The 15143-nt window shown below is 62.5% G+C and carries 15 protein-coding genes; 2 read left to right on the forward strand and 13 right to left on the reverse strand.

Annotated features, from left to right (window positions below):
* The first annotated feature begins 6 nt into the window (after positions 1 to 6).
* Together NKJ94_RS10055 and NKJ94_RS10060 are read left to right on the forward strand one after the other, a co-directional pair.
* Positions 7 to 1635 carry a GMC family oxidoreductase gene (locus NKJ94_RS10055; RefSeq protein ID WP_352524649.1) on the forward strand — a complete coding sequence of 543 codons (1629 nt, stop codon included), beginning with the start codon at positions 7 to 9 and terminating at the stop codon, positions 1633 to 1635.
* Positions 1636 to 1650: 15 nt separating this feature from the next.
* On the forward strand, positions 1651 to 1962 hold the full coding sequence (locus NKJ94_RS10060; protein ID WP_352524650.1) for a Dabb family protein: 312 nt from the start codon (positions 1651 to 1653) through the stop codon (positions 1960 to 1962).
* On the opposite strand, the gene NKJ94_RS10065 is transcribed toward NKJ94_RS10060, so the two are convergent.
* From NKJ94_RS10065 to NKJ94_RS10125, 13 genes are all read right to left on the reverse strand, one after another.
* A complete protein-coding gene (locus NKJ94_RS10065) occupies positions 1963 to 2808 on the reverse strand; it encodes an EamA family transporter (RefSeq protein WP_352524651.1) in 846 nt (281 codons plus the stop codon).
* 7 nt (positions 2809 to 2815) lie between these two features.
* On the reverse strand, positions 2816 to 3730 hold the full coding sequence (locus tag NKJ94_RS10070; RefSeq protein ID WP_352524652.1) for an endonuclease/exonuclease/phosphatase family protein: 915 nt from the start codon (positions 3728 to 3730) through the stop codon (positions 2816 to 2818).
* A gap of 89 nt (positions 3731 to 3819) precedes the next feature.
* Entirely contained in the window at positions 3820 to 5370 is a 1551-nt protein-coding gene (locus NKJ94_RS10075; protein WP_352524653.1) for a cation:proton antiporter, read from the reverse strand.
* 121 nt (positions 5371 to 5491) lie between these two features.
* Positions 5492 to 6556, reverse strand: coding sequence for an ABC transporter ATP-binding protein (locus NKJ94_RS10080; RefSeq protein ID WP_352524654.1), 1065 nt, complete (start codon positions 6554 to 6556; stop codon positions 5492 to 5494).
* Positions 6557 to 6572: 16 nt separating this feature from the next.
* Complete coding sequence (locus tag NKJ94_RS10085; protein WP_023675357.1) at positions 6573 to 7364, reverse strand: ABC transporter permease; 792 nt, start codon at positions 7362 to 7364, stop codon at positions 6573 to 6575.
* Entirely contained in the window at positions 7361 to 8275 is a 915-nt protein-coding gene (locus NKJ94_RS10090) for an ABC transporter permease (protein ID WP_023675356.1), read from the reverse strand. The genes NKJ94_RS10085 and NKJ94_RS10090 overlap by 4 nt, the downstream gene beginning before the upstream one ends.
* 64 nt (positions 8276 to 8339) lie before the next feature.
* Positions 8340 to 9446 carry an ABC transporter substrate-binding protein gene (locus NKJ94_RS10095; protein ID WP_352524655.1) on the reverse strand — a complete coding sequence of 369 codons (1107 nt, stop codon included), beginning with the start codon at positions 9444 to 9446 and terminating at the stop codon, positions 8340 to 8342.
* 241 nt (positions 9447 to 9687) lie between these two features.
* Entirely contained in the window at positions 9688 to 10860 is a 1173-nt protein-coding gene (locus tag NKJ94_RS10100; RefSeq protein ID WP_352454040.1) for an iron-containing alcohol dehydrogenase, read from the reverse strand.
* A 38-nt stretch (positions 10861 to 10898) separates the two neighbouring features.
* Positions 10899 to 11390, reverse strand: a complete 492-nt coding sequence (locus NKJ94_RS10105) for a DUF2569 domain-containing protein (protein WP_352524656.1) — start codon at positions 11388 to 11390, stop codon at positions 10899 to 10901.
* A 45-nt stretch (positions 11391 to 11435) separates the two neighbouring features.
* Complete coding sequence (locus NKJ94_RS10110; RefSeq protein WP_352524658.1) at positions 11436 to 12872, reverse strand: aldehyde dehydrogenase family protein; 1437 nt, start codon at positions 12870 to 12872, stop codon at positions 11436 to 11438.
* A complete protein-coding gene (locus NKJ94_RS10115; protein ID WP_352524660.1) occupies positions 12835 to 13254 on the reverse strand; it encodes a type II toxin-antitoxin system VapC family toxin in 420 nt (139 codons plus the stop codon). The genes NKJ94_RS10110 and NKJ94_RS10115 overlap by 38 nt, the downstream gene beginning before the upstream one ends.
* Positions 13244 to 13648, reverse strand: coding sequence for a helix-turn-helix domain-containing protein (locus tag NKJ94_RS10120; protein WP_352524661.1), 405 nt, complete (start codon positions 13646 to 13648; stop codon positions 13244 to 13246). Before NKJ94_RS10120 ends, NKJ94_RS10115 begins: the two co-directional genes overlap by 11 nt.
* Before the next feature lie 100 nt (positions 13649 to 13748).
* Positions 13749 to 15119, reverse strand: a complete 1371-nt coding sequence (locus tag NKJ94_RS10125; protein WP_352524662.1) for a glutamine synthetase family protein — start codon at positions 15117 to 15119, stop codon at positions 13749 to 13751.
* Positions 15120 to 15143 lie beyond the last annotated feature (24 nt).

Genomic DNA, 15143 nt, shown 5'->3' on the forward strand with positions numbered 1-15143 from the left:
GACGCCATGACCGACTACATCATTGTCGGCGCCGGTCCGGCCGGCTGCGTGCTTGCCAACCGGCTGAGCGAAGATCCGTCAAATTCGGTGCTGCTGCTCGAAGCCGGCGGCAAGGACTGGCATCCGCTGATCCACATGCCGGCCGGTTTTGCCAAGATGACTAAGGGGATCGCCTCCTGGGGCTGGTCGACCGTGCCGCAAAAGCACATGCAGGACCGCGTCTTCCGGTACACGCAGGCCAAGGTGATCGGCGGCGGCTCATCGATCAACGCCCAGATCTACACGCGCGGCAACGCCCGCGACTACGACGCCTGGGAAAAGGAAGACGGCCTTGCCGGCTGGGGCTATCGCGACGTGCTGCCCTACTTCAAGCGCGCTGAGAACAACCAACGTTACGCCAACGATTTTCACGGCGACCAGGGCCTGCTTGGCGTGTCAAACCCGATCGCGCCGCTGCCGATCTGCGAGGCCTATTTCCGCGCCGGGCAGGAGCTGGGCATTCCCTTCAATCCCGACTTCAACGGCGCCAGCCAGGAGGGTGTCGGCTATTACCAATTGACGCAGAAGGACGCAAAACGCTCTTCGGCCTCGGTCGCCTATCTCAGGCCGATCCGCGAACGCAAGAACCTGACGGTCAAGACAGGCGTGCTGGTGACGCGCATCGTCATCGACAAAGGCCGCGCCGTCGGCGTCGAGATCGTCGACAGGCCGGGCGGCCAGCCGGCGATCCTGCGCGCCGAACGCGAGGTGATCGTCTCGTCCGGCGCCATCGGCTCGCCGAAGCTTTTGCTGCAGTCGGGCATCGGCCCGGCCGACCATCTGAAGTCGATCGGCGTGACACCGGTGCACGATTTGCCCGGTGTCGGCTCCAACCTGCAGGATCACCTCGACCTGTTCGTCATCGCCGAATGCACCGGAGACCACACCTACGACAACTATGCCAAGCTGCACTGGACGGCGTGGGCCGGCCTGCAATATCTGCTCCTGAAGAAAGGCCCGGTGGCTTCCAGCCTGTTTGAGACCGGCGGCTTCTGGTACGCCGATCCGACTGCCGCCTCTCCCGATATCCAGTTGCATCTCGGCCTCGGCTCCGGCATTGAGGCCGGCGTCGAGAAGCTGAACAATCCGGGCGTGACACTGAACTCGGCCTTCCTGCGCCCGCGCTCGCGCGGCACGGTGCGGCTGAACAGCGCCGATCCGTCCGACCGCCCGCTGATCGACCCGAACTACTGGTCCGATCCCTACGACCGCGACATGTCGATCAAAGGCCTCAGGCTGGCGCGCGAGATCATGCGGCAGAAGGCGCTTCAGCCTTATGTGCTGCGAGAGGTGCTGCCGGGACCTGCCTTGCAGAGCGATGACGAGCTGGTCGACTATGCCTGCCGCAGTTCCAAGACCGACCACCATCCGGTCGGCACCTGCCGCATGGGCCATGACGCGATGGCCGTAGTGACGCCTGACCTAAGGCTGCGCGGCATCGAGGGTTTACGCGTCTGCGACGCTTCGGTGATGCCGCGCATCCCCTCCTCCAACACCAACGCGCCGACCATCATGGTTGGCGAAAAGGGCGCCGATCTGATCCTTGGTCGCGAGCCGCTGCCGCCGGCCCTCTTTTCTGGAAACCGTGCGGCGTAATCGAAGGGACAAAAAATGATCAGGCACTGTGTTTTCGTCAGATTCCGCAACGACGTTGCCGACGCCGAGCGCGCGGCGGTCCATGCCGATCTCGAAGCGCTGCGGCGCGTGATCGAGGGCATGGAAAAGGTCGAGTTCAGCCCCAATGCCAGTCCCGAACCCTTCGCCCGCGGCTTCACGCACGGCTTCACCATCGACTTTCGCGATGCCGCGGCACGCGACGCCTATCTCGTGCATGAGGCGCATGAGCGAGCCGGCGCAAGACTGGTCGCGGGGCTTCAAGGCGGCACGGACGGGCTGATGGTGTTCGACCTGGAGATTGCGTAACTACCCGAGCCTGAGCGCGACCACGCCGGCGACGATGCTGAGCACCGCCGCGCCTCGCCATCCCGTCATCTTCTCGCCCAGCGCGAACACCGAAATCATCATGGCGAACAGGATCGATGTTTCGCGCAGCGACGCCACCGAGGCGATCGGCGCCTTGGTCATCGCCCACATCACGATCCAGTAGGCGGCGCCACTGAGCACGCCGGTATAGGCTCCCGCTCTCCAGTCGCGCGCCAGCACCGGCAGCGCCTCCGGCCCGCGGAAGACGACGCACAGCACCAGCGCCCACAGCGCATCGCAGACGAACAACCACGCCGCATAGCTCGACGCGGTGGCGGCGAGCCGCGCGCCACTGCCGTCCGACAGCGTGTAGCTGGCGATGAAGATCGATGTGCCCAGCGCGAAGCCGACGGCGCGCAGGTTCAATCTCTCCAGATGTGCGCCGCCGCGAAACGACAGCACCAGCGTGCCCGCCGACAACAAAACGATGCCGACGATGGCGAGCGGCGCCGGCATTTCGGCAACCACCACAATGCCTCCCAAAGCGGCCAGCAACGGCGCGGTGCCGCGCGCCAGCGGATAGGTCTGGGCGAAATCGCCGGCCTTGTAGGCGCCGATCAGGAACGTCCTGTAGCCCATGTGGAAGATCACCGAGGCGAGGATAAAGGGCCACACCTCCGCCTTCGGCACCTCGACAAAAGGCAATGCCACAAGTGCCACGGCGCCCATGCCGAGCGTCATCAGCGTGATCGACAGGAACCGGTCGAGATGGACCTTGACCAGCGCGTTCCAGATCGCATGCATGGAAGCGGCGGCAAGCACCGCGAAAAAGACAAATAGGCTCATCGCCGGTTCATCCGCTGCCGGTCCCGGTGGCGATCGGCGTTTCCAGGTCGATGTCGACCCTGAGCGGAAAATGGTCGGAGGCGATTTCGCCAATATCGGCACTGACCGAGCGCACGCGCCCGGCAAAAATGCCGCCGACGAAGCAGTGGTCGAGCCGGCGCTTTGCCAGCCTGCCGTCGATGGTCTTCACATGGGTGTGGAAATCCGTTGTCGGTTCGATGGCGACGGCGGCGGCATCGACGAAACCGTCGAGATAGGCGGCACCACGATGATAGGGCGTGCTGCCGACGATGCGCCGGTATTCGGCGCTGTCCGGCTCCATGTTGAAGTCGCCCATCCAGATCGCCGCCAGCGGGTTTTTCGGCTCCGGCTCGCCATTGCTCCACTTGCGCGCCGGCTCATCGTCGGTGCCGCTCCACGGGCCGCCTTCGGACGGCGCGCGGCGATGCTCGGCGAGCAGGTAGTCGATCTGCTCAAGCCGCTCCTCGGCGGCGATATGCGCCAGATGCAGCGAGAAGAACCGCACCGGGCCGGCAGGGGTGCTGATCATGCATTCGAGTGCGGCATTGCGGGTGTTGAGCGGACGCAGCGTGCGCCTGAGCGGCAGCGTGTGCAGCCGCGACCAGACGACCGGCAGCTTCGACAGCACCATGGTGCCGAATTGCCGCCGCCGGTTGACGATGCGGCCTTCATGCCGTTGGCTGGCTTCCATGTCGAAGGCCGGCCCATAGACCCAATAATAATCGGGCAGCAATTGCGAAAGAAGTTCCGGCTGGTCGTCCTCGTTGCTGCGCAGCCAGTGGCGCTCGACTTCCTGCAAGGCGATGATGTCGGCGCCGGCGACGACATTGGCACAGCGCGCTAGGTCGTAGCGGCCATCGCTGCCGAAGCCGTATTGGATGTTGTAGCTGACCAGCTTCATTGCTTATCCGGCTCAATTTCCTAGTGGCAGTAGCGGTTCACTGACAGCCTTGCAATGTGCAGCGAGACGCAGCGGGCTTGGGCCAGCGGTTAGGTCGTCAGCGGCTGGAAACGGCCCGGCGGGGAAGCGGCCAGTTCCGACCAGTCGATCTCTTCCTCGAGGCGGTGATAGGCTTCGTCGCCGATCGTTCCATCGAGGCGCAGCTGCTCCAGCGCATCGCGCTGGCTCTTGATGGCATAAAGGCGCAGCCTGTCATACTCGGTCGCCGCCTGGGCATCCTCCGGATTTTCGGCGATCGCGCGCTGGGCGGCATATTGTTCGCGCACCGCCCCAGCGGCACTCGACGTCTTGCCGCTGAGCACGTCCAGCGCGGCTTGCATGACGGCGACACGCGCCTGCGCCACCTCCCGGTCGACGGTCTGGTCGGGGTCGAGATTGAGCAAGCGCAGCAACGGCTTCAGGCTGACGCCTTGCAGCACCAACGTGCCGAGCACGACCGTAAAAGCAGCGAGCACGATCGGGTCACGGCCCGGAAAGTCGGCAGGTAGCGCGAATGCTGCCGCGAGCGTCACCAGGCCGCGCATGCCGCACCAGCCGATGAGCACACCGCCGCGAAATGTCGGGGCGTCTTTGCGCCTCTCCTCATCGCCGGAGCGTGCCAGCCGTCTCAGCGCCGCGCCGCAGCCCAACACCCAGACAAGCCGCGAGACGATGACGACGGCCAGCACAGCCAGGGCAAAGACGAACGCCTCATTCTGCCCTTGCTGGGCAAGCCTGCCGACGATCGATCGCGCCTGCAGACCCATCAGGACGAAGGCCAGGACATTGAGCACGAACACCGCCGTCTCCCACACCGAGTAGGAGCTGATGCGGTTTCTCGCCAGCATGCGGCGCGGCGCAGTGCGGGCGATGGTCATCGCATAGACGACGATCGTGATGATCGCGGAAAGTCCTATCTTGTCGGCCAGGATCCAGACGCCGAACGTCGTGGCGAATTGCACCACGGTGCCGCTCGCCGGGTCGTCGATGCGGCTGAGCATGGCGTGAGACAGCCGGCCGAGCACATAGCCGGCTGCAAGGCTGCCGACCGTCGACAGAAGGATCATCGGAACGGCACTGCTCAGCAGAATGGAGCCGGCGGCGGCGGAAACCGACATCCTGTAGATCAGCAGCGCGGTCGCATCATTGAGCAGGCTCTCGCCTTGCAGGATGGCGGTAATGCGGTACGGCACCTTGAATTGTCCGAGCACGGCCGCCGCTGCCACGGCATCCGGCGGCGCCACGATCGCCCCAAGAGCTATGGCCGCGGCAAGCGGCAGGCCTGCCATCGTCCAGCCGACCAACGCCACGGTCACGGTGGTGAAGACGATGGCGCCGAGCGCCAGCAGGATGAGCGAAACCTTGTAGCGGTTGAGATCGCGCAGTGACGTGTCGTAGGCCGCGTCGAGCAGCACCGGCGCGATGAACAGAGCGAGCGCCAGTTCCGGGTCGATCTCGATGGTCGGTGCAAACGGCAGGAAGGCGATGCCGGCGCCGGCCAGCGCCAGCAACGAAGGATAGGGAATCTGCAGACGCCGCGACACCGCCGTCAAAGCAACGGCAGCCAGGAGAAGAACAAGGGTCAGTTCGAAAAGCGCCATGCCCTATCGTAGCGGCGGAATGGTGAATGGTGAATGGTTATCTTCAGAAGAGTTTGAGTACGCAAAGCGCATTCTTCCGCTTGTTCCATTCACTATTCACTATTCACCATTCACTCTTCCCTTAATGCAGCACCAGCATATCGCCCGACGAGAAGGAGATCTCGGCCTTTTCGCCGACGGCCGGCGGCGGTGTGGCCGGACTGTTGAACGTGTCGAGCGACACCGTGCTGCCGCCGATGCCGACGCGAACCCGGATGACCGAGCCGAGGAAATGCACCTCGGCGATTTCGCCCGAAAGGCTGGAGTCGCGGCCGGGGTGGCGGCCGAGCGAGATCGCCTCGGGCCGCAGCGCCAGCGACAGCGTGTCGCCGGACTTCGAGCCGTTGAGCTTGCCCTTGAGCGAGACCTCTTGTGAATTGACGCGAACCTTGCCCGAAGCCGCGTCGGTGACGGTGCCTTCGAGCACGTTCAGCGTGCCGACGAAATTGGCGACGAATTTGGTTGCCGGCCGGTTGTAGATCTCGAAAGGCGTGCCGACCTGCTCGGCCTTGCCGCCATACATCACCGCGATACGATCGGAAATCGACAGCGCCTCTTCCTGGTCGTGGGTGACGAAGATGGTGGTGATGCCGAGCTTCTTCTGGATCGAGCGGATTTCCTCGCGCAGCGACACGCGCACCTTGGCGTCGAGCGCCGACAGCGGCTCGTCGAGCAGCAACAGCTTCGGCTTCGGCGCAATCGCCCGCGCCAGCGCAATGCGCTGCTGCTGGCCGCCGGAAAGCTGGTAGGGATAGCGGTCGCCCATCTGCGGCAGCTTGATGATGTCGAGCATTTCGGCAATGCGCCTGTCGGCATCGGCCTTTGGCATGCCGGCGACCTTCAGCCCGAAGCCGATATTCTGCGCCACGGTGAGGTTCGGAAACAGCGCATAGGCCTGGAACACCATGCCGATATTGCGCTGGTTCGGCTTCAGCCTTGTGATGTCCTTGCCGGCCACGACGATCTTGCCGGCGCTCGGCTCCTCGAAACCGGCGACCATGCGCAGCACCGTCGTCTTTCCGCAGCCGGACGGTCCGAGAAAGGAGACGAATTCGCCCGGCTCGACGTCGAGGTTGAAATCCTGCACCACAATGGCGGCGCCGAAGGATTTCTGCACATGCTGGATTGAGAGGAATGGCTCGGCCATGGCTTTTTCCTTCGGGTCAGTTCGGACGGTTCGCCGATCGCGGCGCGAAGCGCGACAGGATCTGGATCAGCGACATGCAGCCCCAGGTAATGGCAAAGGCGATGATGGCAAGCGCCGCCGGCTCGTAGGCGCGGTTGGCGCCGACGTTCTGCAGATAGGGTCCGAAGGCAGGCCGGTTGAGCAGGCTGGCCATGGTGAATTCACCAATAACGATGGCGAAGGTCAGGAAGGCGCCCGACAGCACCGCGATCAGCACGTTGGGCAGGATGACCCGAGTGATGATCGTGCCCCAGCCGGCGCCGAGGATCTGCGCCGCCTCAGTCAGTGTCCGCACGTCGATTGTGCGAAGCCCGGTGTCGACGGCGCGATACATATAGGGCAGCGCCAGTGTCGCATAACCGATGACCAGCAAGGCATTGGCTCCCGTCTCGCTGGCCAGGAACGGCAGCGGTGAGTTCGACCCGTACATTCTGATGTAGCCGAAGACGATAACGATGGCCGGAATGACCAGCGGCAGCAGCGTGATGAACTCGACGACGGGCCTGAGCTGCGGCAGCCGCAGACGAATCCAGTACGCCGCCGGCACCACCACCAGCACGCCAAGGACGATGGTGAAGATGGCGGCGACCACCGAATAGATGAAGGTCGCCTGGAAGCGGGGATCGCCGAGCACGACCTGATAGGCATCGAAGGAATACGCGCCGCGCCGCATGCGCATGGAGAATTCCACGGTCGCGATCAGCGGAATGAAGAAATAGGCCGCGCCCAGCGCGAAGACGATCCAGGCCCAGAATCTGCCGGACTTCATTTGAGCCACCTCTCAGAGCGCGTCCGGAACCAGATGTAGAAGACATTGGCCAGCCCGGTGATGACGATCATGCCGAAGGCGATGGCGTAGCCGAGATGGGCATTGTGCAGCACGTCACCGCGGATCTGCGCGTAGAGCAGGATAGGGACGATGTTAAGCGAGGAGCCGGTCAGAGCGTAAGCGGTGGCGATGGCACCGAAGGCGTTGGCAAACAAGAGGATGACGGTGCCGAGGAAACTTGGCCAGATCACCGGAATGACGACCATGCGCCAGAACTGCGCCTGGGTCGCGCCAAGCGTTGCCGCCGCTTCGCCCCATTCCTTCTTCAGCCCATCGATCGCCGGCACGATGATCACCACCATCAGCGGGATCTGGAAATAGACATAGGTCAGCGTCAGGCCCCAGAACGACAGGATGTTGAAACCATGGGCATAAATGTTGAAGCCGACCAAGACGTTGAGCAGCACCGTGGCGAGCCCGAGCCGGCCGAGCGTCGCGAGAAAGGCGAAGGCCAGCGGCACGCCGGCAAAATTGGAGGCCACGCCGGAAAAGGTCAGTGTCGCCGAGCGTATCCACTCCGGCAGCCCGCCGCGCACGATGGCGATGGCAATGGCAAGTCCCGCGAAAGCACCGATCAGCGACGAGGCGAGGCTGACCTTGATTGAGATCCAGTAGGCGGCAACGATCGACGGCTGCGCCAAGGCCGCTATGTTTTCGAAAGTGAATTCGCCGGCATCGTTCCGGAATGCGCCCAGCATCAGATAGAGCGTGGGCAGGATCAGGAACATGATGGCGAAGATGAAGAAAGGCGCAACGCCAAGCCATTGCGTCGGCAGCCTCATGCTGCGGGCGTCGGCAGGAGGCGCGGTCTTCCCGGCAACAGCGTGATCGGACAACGAGATATCGGTCATGCGCCGGCTACCGTCCTGGAGGTATGCCGGGCGGCGATCTAAGCCGCCCGGCTGATCTCAAGTCTTACTTGACGTTGGCGCCGACGACGGCATCCCAGTTCTTGGTGATGGCTTCCTTGGCCTTGCCCTGCTCGTCGAGCGTCGGGAACACCGCGGCTGCATAGGACTCGGCCGGCGGCAGCTTGGCCATCACGTCAGCCGGGAGCTTGCCATTCTTGGCGAGGTCGTTGAAGCGGATCGGGTGACAATAGCCCTTCAGCCAGCCGATCTGGCCTTCGTCGGAATAGAGATATTCCAGCCACAGCTTGGCAGCATTCGGGTGCGGCGCGTAGGCGCTGATCGCCTGAACATAGACGCCGGCGACGACACCGGTCTTCGGCACGACGACGTCGACCGGCGGATTGCCCTTCAGCGTATCACGGCCGGCAAGCGCGTTATAATCCCAGGTCACCAGGATTGGCGTCTGGCCTTGGGCAAGCGTCGCGGGCTTGCCGATGACCGGCACGAAATTGCCGGCGGCGTTGAGCTTCTTGAAGAAGTCGAGACCAGCCGTGCCGGCGGCTTCGCCGGCAGCCGCACCGCCGGAAAGGCCGGCGGCATAGACTGCCTGGATGGCCTGGTTCGAGGCGCGCGGGTCACCGGCGAGCGCCACGGTATTGGCGAATTCCGGCTTCAGCAGGTCGGCCCAGTCGGCCGGCGCTTCCTTGACCAGGTCCTTGTTCACCAGAAACGAAAGCACGCCGTAATAGTCGCCGGTCCAAAAGCCTTGGGCATCCTTGGCGCTGTCCGGGATCGAGTCCCAGGTTGATACTTTATAGGCCTGGATCAGGCCATCCTTCTTTGCGGTCGGGCCGAAGCTCAGGCCGACGTCGATGACGTCGGGCGCTTGCGGGCCCTTGTTGTCCTTGTTGGCCTTGATCGCCTCGACCTCGTCGCCGGAGCCGGCATCGGGGTTGAGTTCGTTGATTGTGATTTCCGGATATTTCGCCTTGAAGCCGTCGATGACCGCGCCGTAGCCGCACCAGTCATGGGGCAGCGCGATGGTGGTGAGCTGGCCTTCAGCTTTGGCTGCGGCGACCAGTTCATCCATGGACTGGGCCGACGAGATGGCAGAGGTCGCCATCAGGGCGACGGCCGAAAGGGAAAGCAGTTTTCCCGTGAATTTGAACATGTGTTCTCTCCGTTGAACTGACGCCGTTGGACGCCTGCGATGCGGTATCGTTTTCGTGTGACAGCCAGATGAAAGCTTTGTGAAAGCGATGCCCCGCAGTATGAAAAAGTAAACTCTTTTTAACCGGCTGTAGCAATCGCTTCGCGATTCTTTTTCCGGCTAACTAGTTTCGATCTTGCCTTTCATCTTTCCCCCTTTCCTTGCCTCTTTTCCCAAGTCGATTTCCGATGCGAAAATTGTCTCAGACGGTGCCGGCGATGGCATTTTCGAGCAGCGTCAGCGCCGCCTTTTTGGTCAGCTTGACCGGGTTGCCGCCGGCGGTCGGATCGACCACCGCCATGTCGGCGATCAGGCCCTTGCGTTTCTTGTCCATGTCGAGCCCCTTGATCAGGCTGGGCAGCGCATGCGGCACCTTGAGCTCCTTGCGCAGCTTGATGATCGCCTTGGCAAAACCGTCGAAGCCGCCCTTGATGCCGCAATAGGCGGCAAGCCGGGCGATGCGCGGCTCGATCGCCTCGCGGTTGAAGGCCAGCACATAGGGCATGAACACGGCGTTGGTCATGCCATGGTGGGTGTCGTAGAGCGCGCCGATGGGATGCGACAGCGAATGGATGGCGCCAAGCCCTTTCTGGAAGGCGGCCGCTCCCATGGCAGCGGCGCTCATCATGTTAGCGCGGGCGACCAGATCCTTGCCGTTGGCATAGGCTTTCGGCAGGTTTTCGAAGACCAGCCTTATGCCTTCCACGGCGATGCCGTCGGCCATCGGGTGATAGCCCGGCGCGCAATAGGCTTCGAGGCAATGGGCAAGCGCATCCATGCCGGTGCCGGCGGTGATGAAGCCCGGCATGCCGACCGACAGCTCCGGATCGGCAATGACGATCGCCGGCAAAAGCTTTGGATGGAAGATGACCTTCTTGGTATGGGTCGCTTCATTGGTGATGACGCCGGCGCGGCCGACTTCCGAGCCGGTGCCGGCCGTGGTCGGCACGGCGATGATCGGCGCGATCGCATCGGCATCGGCGCGTGTCCACCAGTCGCCGACATCCTCGAAATCCCAGACCGGCCGTGTCTGCCCGGCCTGGAAGGCGATCAGCTTGCCGAGGTCGAGCGCCGAGCCGCCGCCAAAGGCAATGACGCCGTCATGCTTGCCCTTCTTGAACACGGCAATGCCGGCGGTCAGGTTGGAATCCACCGGGTTCGGCTTGACCTCGGAAAATACGCCATACGGCACCTTGGCGTCGTCGAGGATCTTCAGCGTCGAGGCCACCACCGGCAGCCTGGCCAGTCCCGGATCGGTGACGAACAGCGGCCGCTTGATGCCGGTCGCCGCCAGCACCTCCGGCAGCTCCTTGATGCGTCCGGCGCCGAAGCGGACGGTCGTCGGGTAATTCCATTTGGAAACGAGTTTTGTCATTTCGACCTTCTTGACTGCTTTCGTGCTCTCGGATGTCATTAGTTCACAAAGGTATTGGCCACACGGTCTGACCGCATCATGTACGGAATCCAGATGGCTGCGGCCCAGACCGAACGGTAAATGTCGCGCATCGTTTCTCCGTCGAACGCATCATCCAGCGTCGGAAAGGCGTCGGGAAAAGCTAGATACACGGCCCATAAATCGAGAATGGCGAATACCGGCATCGCGACTGCCCAAATCATGTACCAGCCGGGGAATATCTGCCAGCGCTTGAACATGAAGAATAATAATAGGGTCGGGACTGTAAGGCTTAGGATGCCGGATATCACCAGTTCGGCAACAAGCAGCACACCTTGAGAAAGGCTGAAAGCTTGCCAGTTCTGTACCATGCCGAGATAATCGGCATCATACATTTGTACCAACCCTAATATAGGCGTGAGAATCAACCCTAGCATCGGCAGGACAAGCCATCCGCCGATACCCTCGGGACCTTCACGATCTGGCAGGGCCGATTGTTGCGTATCCGCCATTACTCCCCCACAAAAGCGATCGTATGCTTGCCGATCGCCACCGAGTTAAATCGCCTCGCGCAAATGGTATGATTTCGGCCGGGTCAGATTGTCGTAGCCGATGGCCGATAGCGCCGCGCCTTTGCCGGTGTCCTTGATGCCGGTCCAGACCAGTGCCGGATCGAGATAGTCGCAGCGGTTCATGAACACCGTGCCGGTCTCGACGCGATCGCCGATCGCCGCCGCATGCTCGGCGTCGCGCGTCCAGATCGAGGCCGTAAGCCCATAGGGGCTGTCGTTCATCAGCGCGATCGCCTCCTCGTCGTTGTGCACCTTCATGATGCCGACGATCGGGCCAAAACTTTCCTCGCGCATGACGCTCATCTGGTGATCGACCTGGGTCAGCACTTCCGGCGCCAGATAGGGCGAACCTTCTTTGTCGTTAGTCACCTTCATATTGATGTGCGCCTCGGCGCCCTTGCGCATCGCCTCGGCCTTCTGCTCGCGGATCAGGTCGGCGAAGCGCGCCTGCGCCATCGGCCCCATGGTGGTTGCCTGGTCGAGCGGATTGCCGACGACGTAGTTCCTGGTCTCGGCGATGAAGCCTTCGACGAATTCGTCGTAGACCTTCTCGTGGACATAGACGCGCTCGATGCCGCAGCAGCATTGGCCGGAATTGTAGAAGGCGCCGTCGACGAGATTGGCAACGGCATGGTCCATCTTGGCGTCGGGCAGGACATAGGCCGGATCCTTGCCGCCGAGCTCGAGGCCGAGCGTCATGAAGGTGCCCGCCGCCGCCTTTTCGATGGCGCGGCCGCCGGCGACCGATCCGGTGAAGTTGACGTGGTCGATCTTGCCCGAGCCGAGCAGCCTTTCGGTCTGCGCATGGTTCATGATGAGGTTCTGGAACAGGCCCTTGGGCAGGCCCGCTCTGTCGAACGCCTGCTGAAAACGTTCGCCGACCAACAATGTCTGCGCCGCGTGTTTGAGGATGACGGCGCTGCCCGCCATCAGCGCCGGGACGATGGTGTTGACGGCGGTGAGATAGGGGTAGTTCCACGGTGCGATCACCATGACCACGCCGAGCGGCACCTTCTTCACGTAGCGGCGAAAGCCGTCCTTGGGATTGGAGGCCATCACCGGCTTCAGTGCCGCCTCGGCGATCTCGACCATGTAGCTGACGCGTTCCCTGACGCCGCCGAACTCGCCGCCATAGCGCACCGGCCGGCCCATCTGCCAGGCGATCTCCGGCACGATCTCGTCAGTCATGACGACCAGCGCTTCCAGCATGGCAAGCATGTATTTGCCGCGTTCGACGACCGGCGTCTCGGCCCATTTCTCTTGCGCCGCCCTGGCGCGCTCGACCGCGGCACCGATCGCCTGGTCCGTGGCCAGAGGCCGTTCCGCATAGATCGAACCGTCGATGGGGGATTTTATTTTCACGGTTTCCAAGAAGGTCTCCAAATCAACAAGGCACTGTTTTGACGTAACCGGCCGCGCCATAGGCAAGGATTGCGCGATCGCGGGTGATGATCTCGAGGTTTTTCGAACGCGCCGTGGCTATGATGATCCGGTCCGTCGGATCGTTGTGAACGACGCCGGGCAGGAACGAAGACTCGACCAAAAGCTCACTGTCGACCCCTTGGACGCTCGCTGCCCCGGTTTGCACGAACCGTTCGAACCATGCGAGCGGCGACTTGATGAATGGCAACCGACCCTTGGCGACAAGCATGCCGATTTCCCAGGCGGACATCACGGAAACGGCGATCACGCTCCCATTTTTGCGCGCGCTGGTCACCTTCTCGACCGCAGTCCTCGTGACAGGCTGCTCCGTTGACAGCCACAGCATGAAGCATGTGTCGAGCAGCACTCCATCAGTCGTCATAGACATTGCCCCAATCCGGATCGGCGGGTGCGGTGTAATCGATATCCGGAAGCAGGGTGAGCGTCCCGGCCATGCATCCAAACAACGGATCGGCACCCCGAGGCGGCACGACGTATTCTTCGCCGGTCATGTCGGGCGCATTGTTGAAATCCATTCGCTCCTCCCTGAAACCAGACCGGGGGCCACCCTCCGACAGCCTCGCCGCATCATTGGAACTGCCGAGATGCATCAATATCTCGCTTTCCTGCCGGTCGAGAATTTCAGCGATCTTGCGTATCTCGTCGACCTGCATACGCCGCTCACCGTTAAGTGTCCGCGACAAGGCGCTGTAGTGTATGTTCATGCGGCTGGCCATGCTGCGTACCGTGAGCTTGCGCTCCTTCATCCGACTCATGAACCACGCCTTATCGACGTGGGCTCTACCTTTGGGCAACGCTGCCTCCCAGGTGTTGCGGTGCAATAATCGCAACGATATTGCATAAAGTACAACGCCGTCAATACCGCTCGAACCCCCTGTGCAGTTCCCAGTCCGTAATCCGGCGGTCGTATTCGAACTGTTCCCAGTGTGCCGTGTGGACATAGTGTTCCAGCACATCGTCGCCGAGCGCCTGCCTCAGCATCTTCGATTCCGCCAGCGTCGCGGTGGCGTCGCGCAATGTCTTTGGAATTTCAGGCAGCTGCGAGGCCTGGTAGGCGTCGCCGACGAAGGGCTTCTGCAGTTCAAGCTTTTCATCGATGCCGGCAAGCCCGGCCGCGATCAGCGCGGCGAAAGCGAGATAGGGGTTCAAATCGGCGCCGCCGACGCGGCATTCCATGCGGATGCCCTTGGTGCCCTCGCCGCAAAGACGGAAACCGGCGGTGCGGTTGTCCTCGCTCCACATGATCTTGGTCGGCGCAAACGTGCCGGCCTGGAAGCGCTTGTAGGAGTTGATGTAGGGCGCCAGGAACCAGGTGAATTCCTTGGCATATTTGAGCTGGCCCGCCGCCCATTGCTGGCCGAGTGTCGACAGCGTCCACTCGGCATTCTTGTCGTAGAACAACGGCGTCTTGCCGTCGGCGCTCCACAGCGAATTATGGATGTGGCTGGAATTGCCGGCGAGCCCGTAATTGTACTTGGCCATGAACGAGATCGCCTTGCCTTCGGACTCGGCGATTTCCTTGGCGCCGTTCTTCAGGATGACGTGGCGGTCGGCCATGTCGAGCGCCTCGGCATAGCGCACGTTGATCTCTTCCTGGCCGGGACCCCACTCGCCCTTCGAATTCTCGATCGGGATGCCGGCCGCTTCCATCTCGTTGCGCAGCCGGCGCATGACGCCTTCTTCCTTGGTGGTGATGCCGATCTGGTAGTCGCCGATATAGGGCGATGCGGTGTCGAGGCCCTGCCAGTGCTTCTTGCGGGCGGAATCATAGGTTTCGCTGAACAGATAGAATTCGAGCTCGGAAGCGAAATAGCCGATATAGCCGCGTTCCTGCAGCCGCTTGACCTGCTTCTTCAGCATGGCGCGCGGCGAATGCGCCAGGTCGTCATGAGTATGGTGGTCGAGCACGTCGCAGATCACGAGCGCCGTGTTCTCCAGCCACGGGATACGCCGCAGCGTCGCAAGGTCCGGTTTCATGACGAAATCGCCATAGCCTTTCGACCAGCTCGCCGCCTTGTAGCCGGGCACCGGTTCCATATCGATGTCGGCGGCCAAGAGATAGTTGCAGCCATGCGTCTCGTCATGCGCGGAATCGACGAAATACCGGGCCAGGAACCGCTTTCCCGCGAGCCGCCCCTGCATGTCGACGATGCAGGCCAGCACCGTGTCGACCTCGCCGCTGGAGACCGCTTGCTTCAACTGATCGAACGAGAAATTTCCGGCCATTCTTACGGCACTCCAGCGCTTGTC

Origin of the sequence: Mesorhizobium sp. M0060 (assembly GCF_040323155.1) — a bacterium.
Taxonomy (GTDB): Bacteria; Pseudomonadota; Alphaproteobacteria; order Rhizobiales; family Rhizobiaceae; genus Mesorhizobium.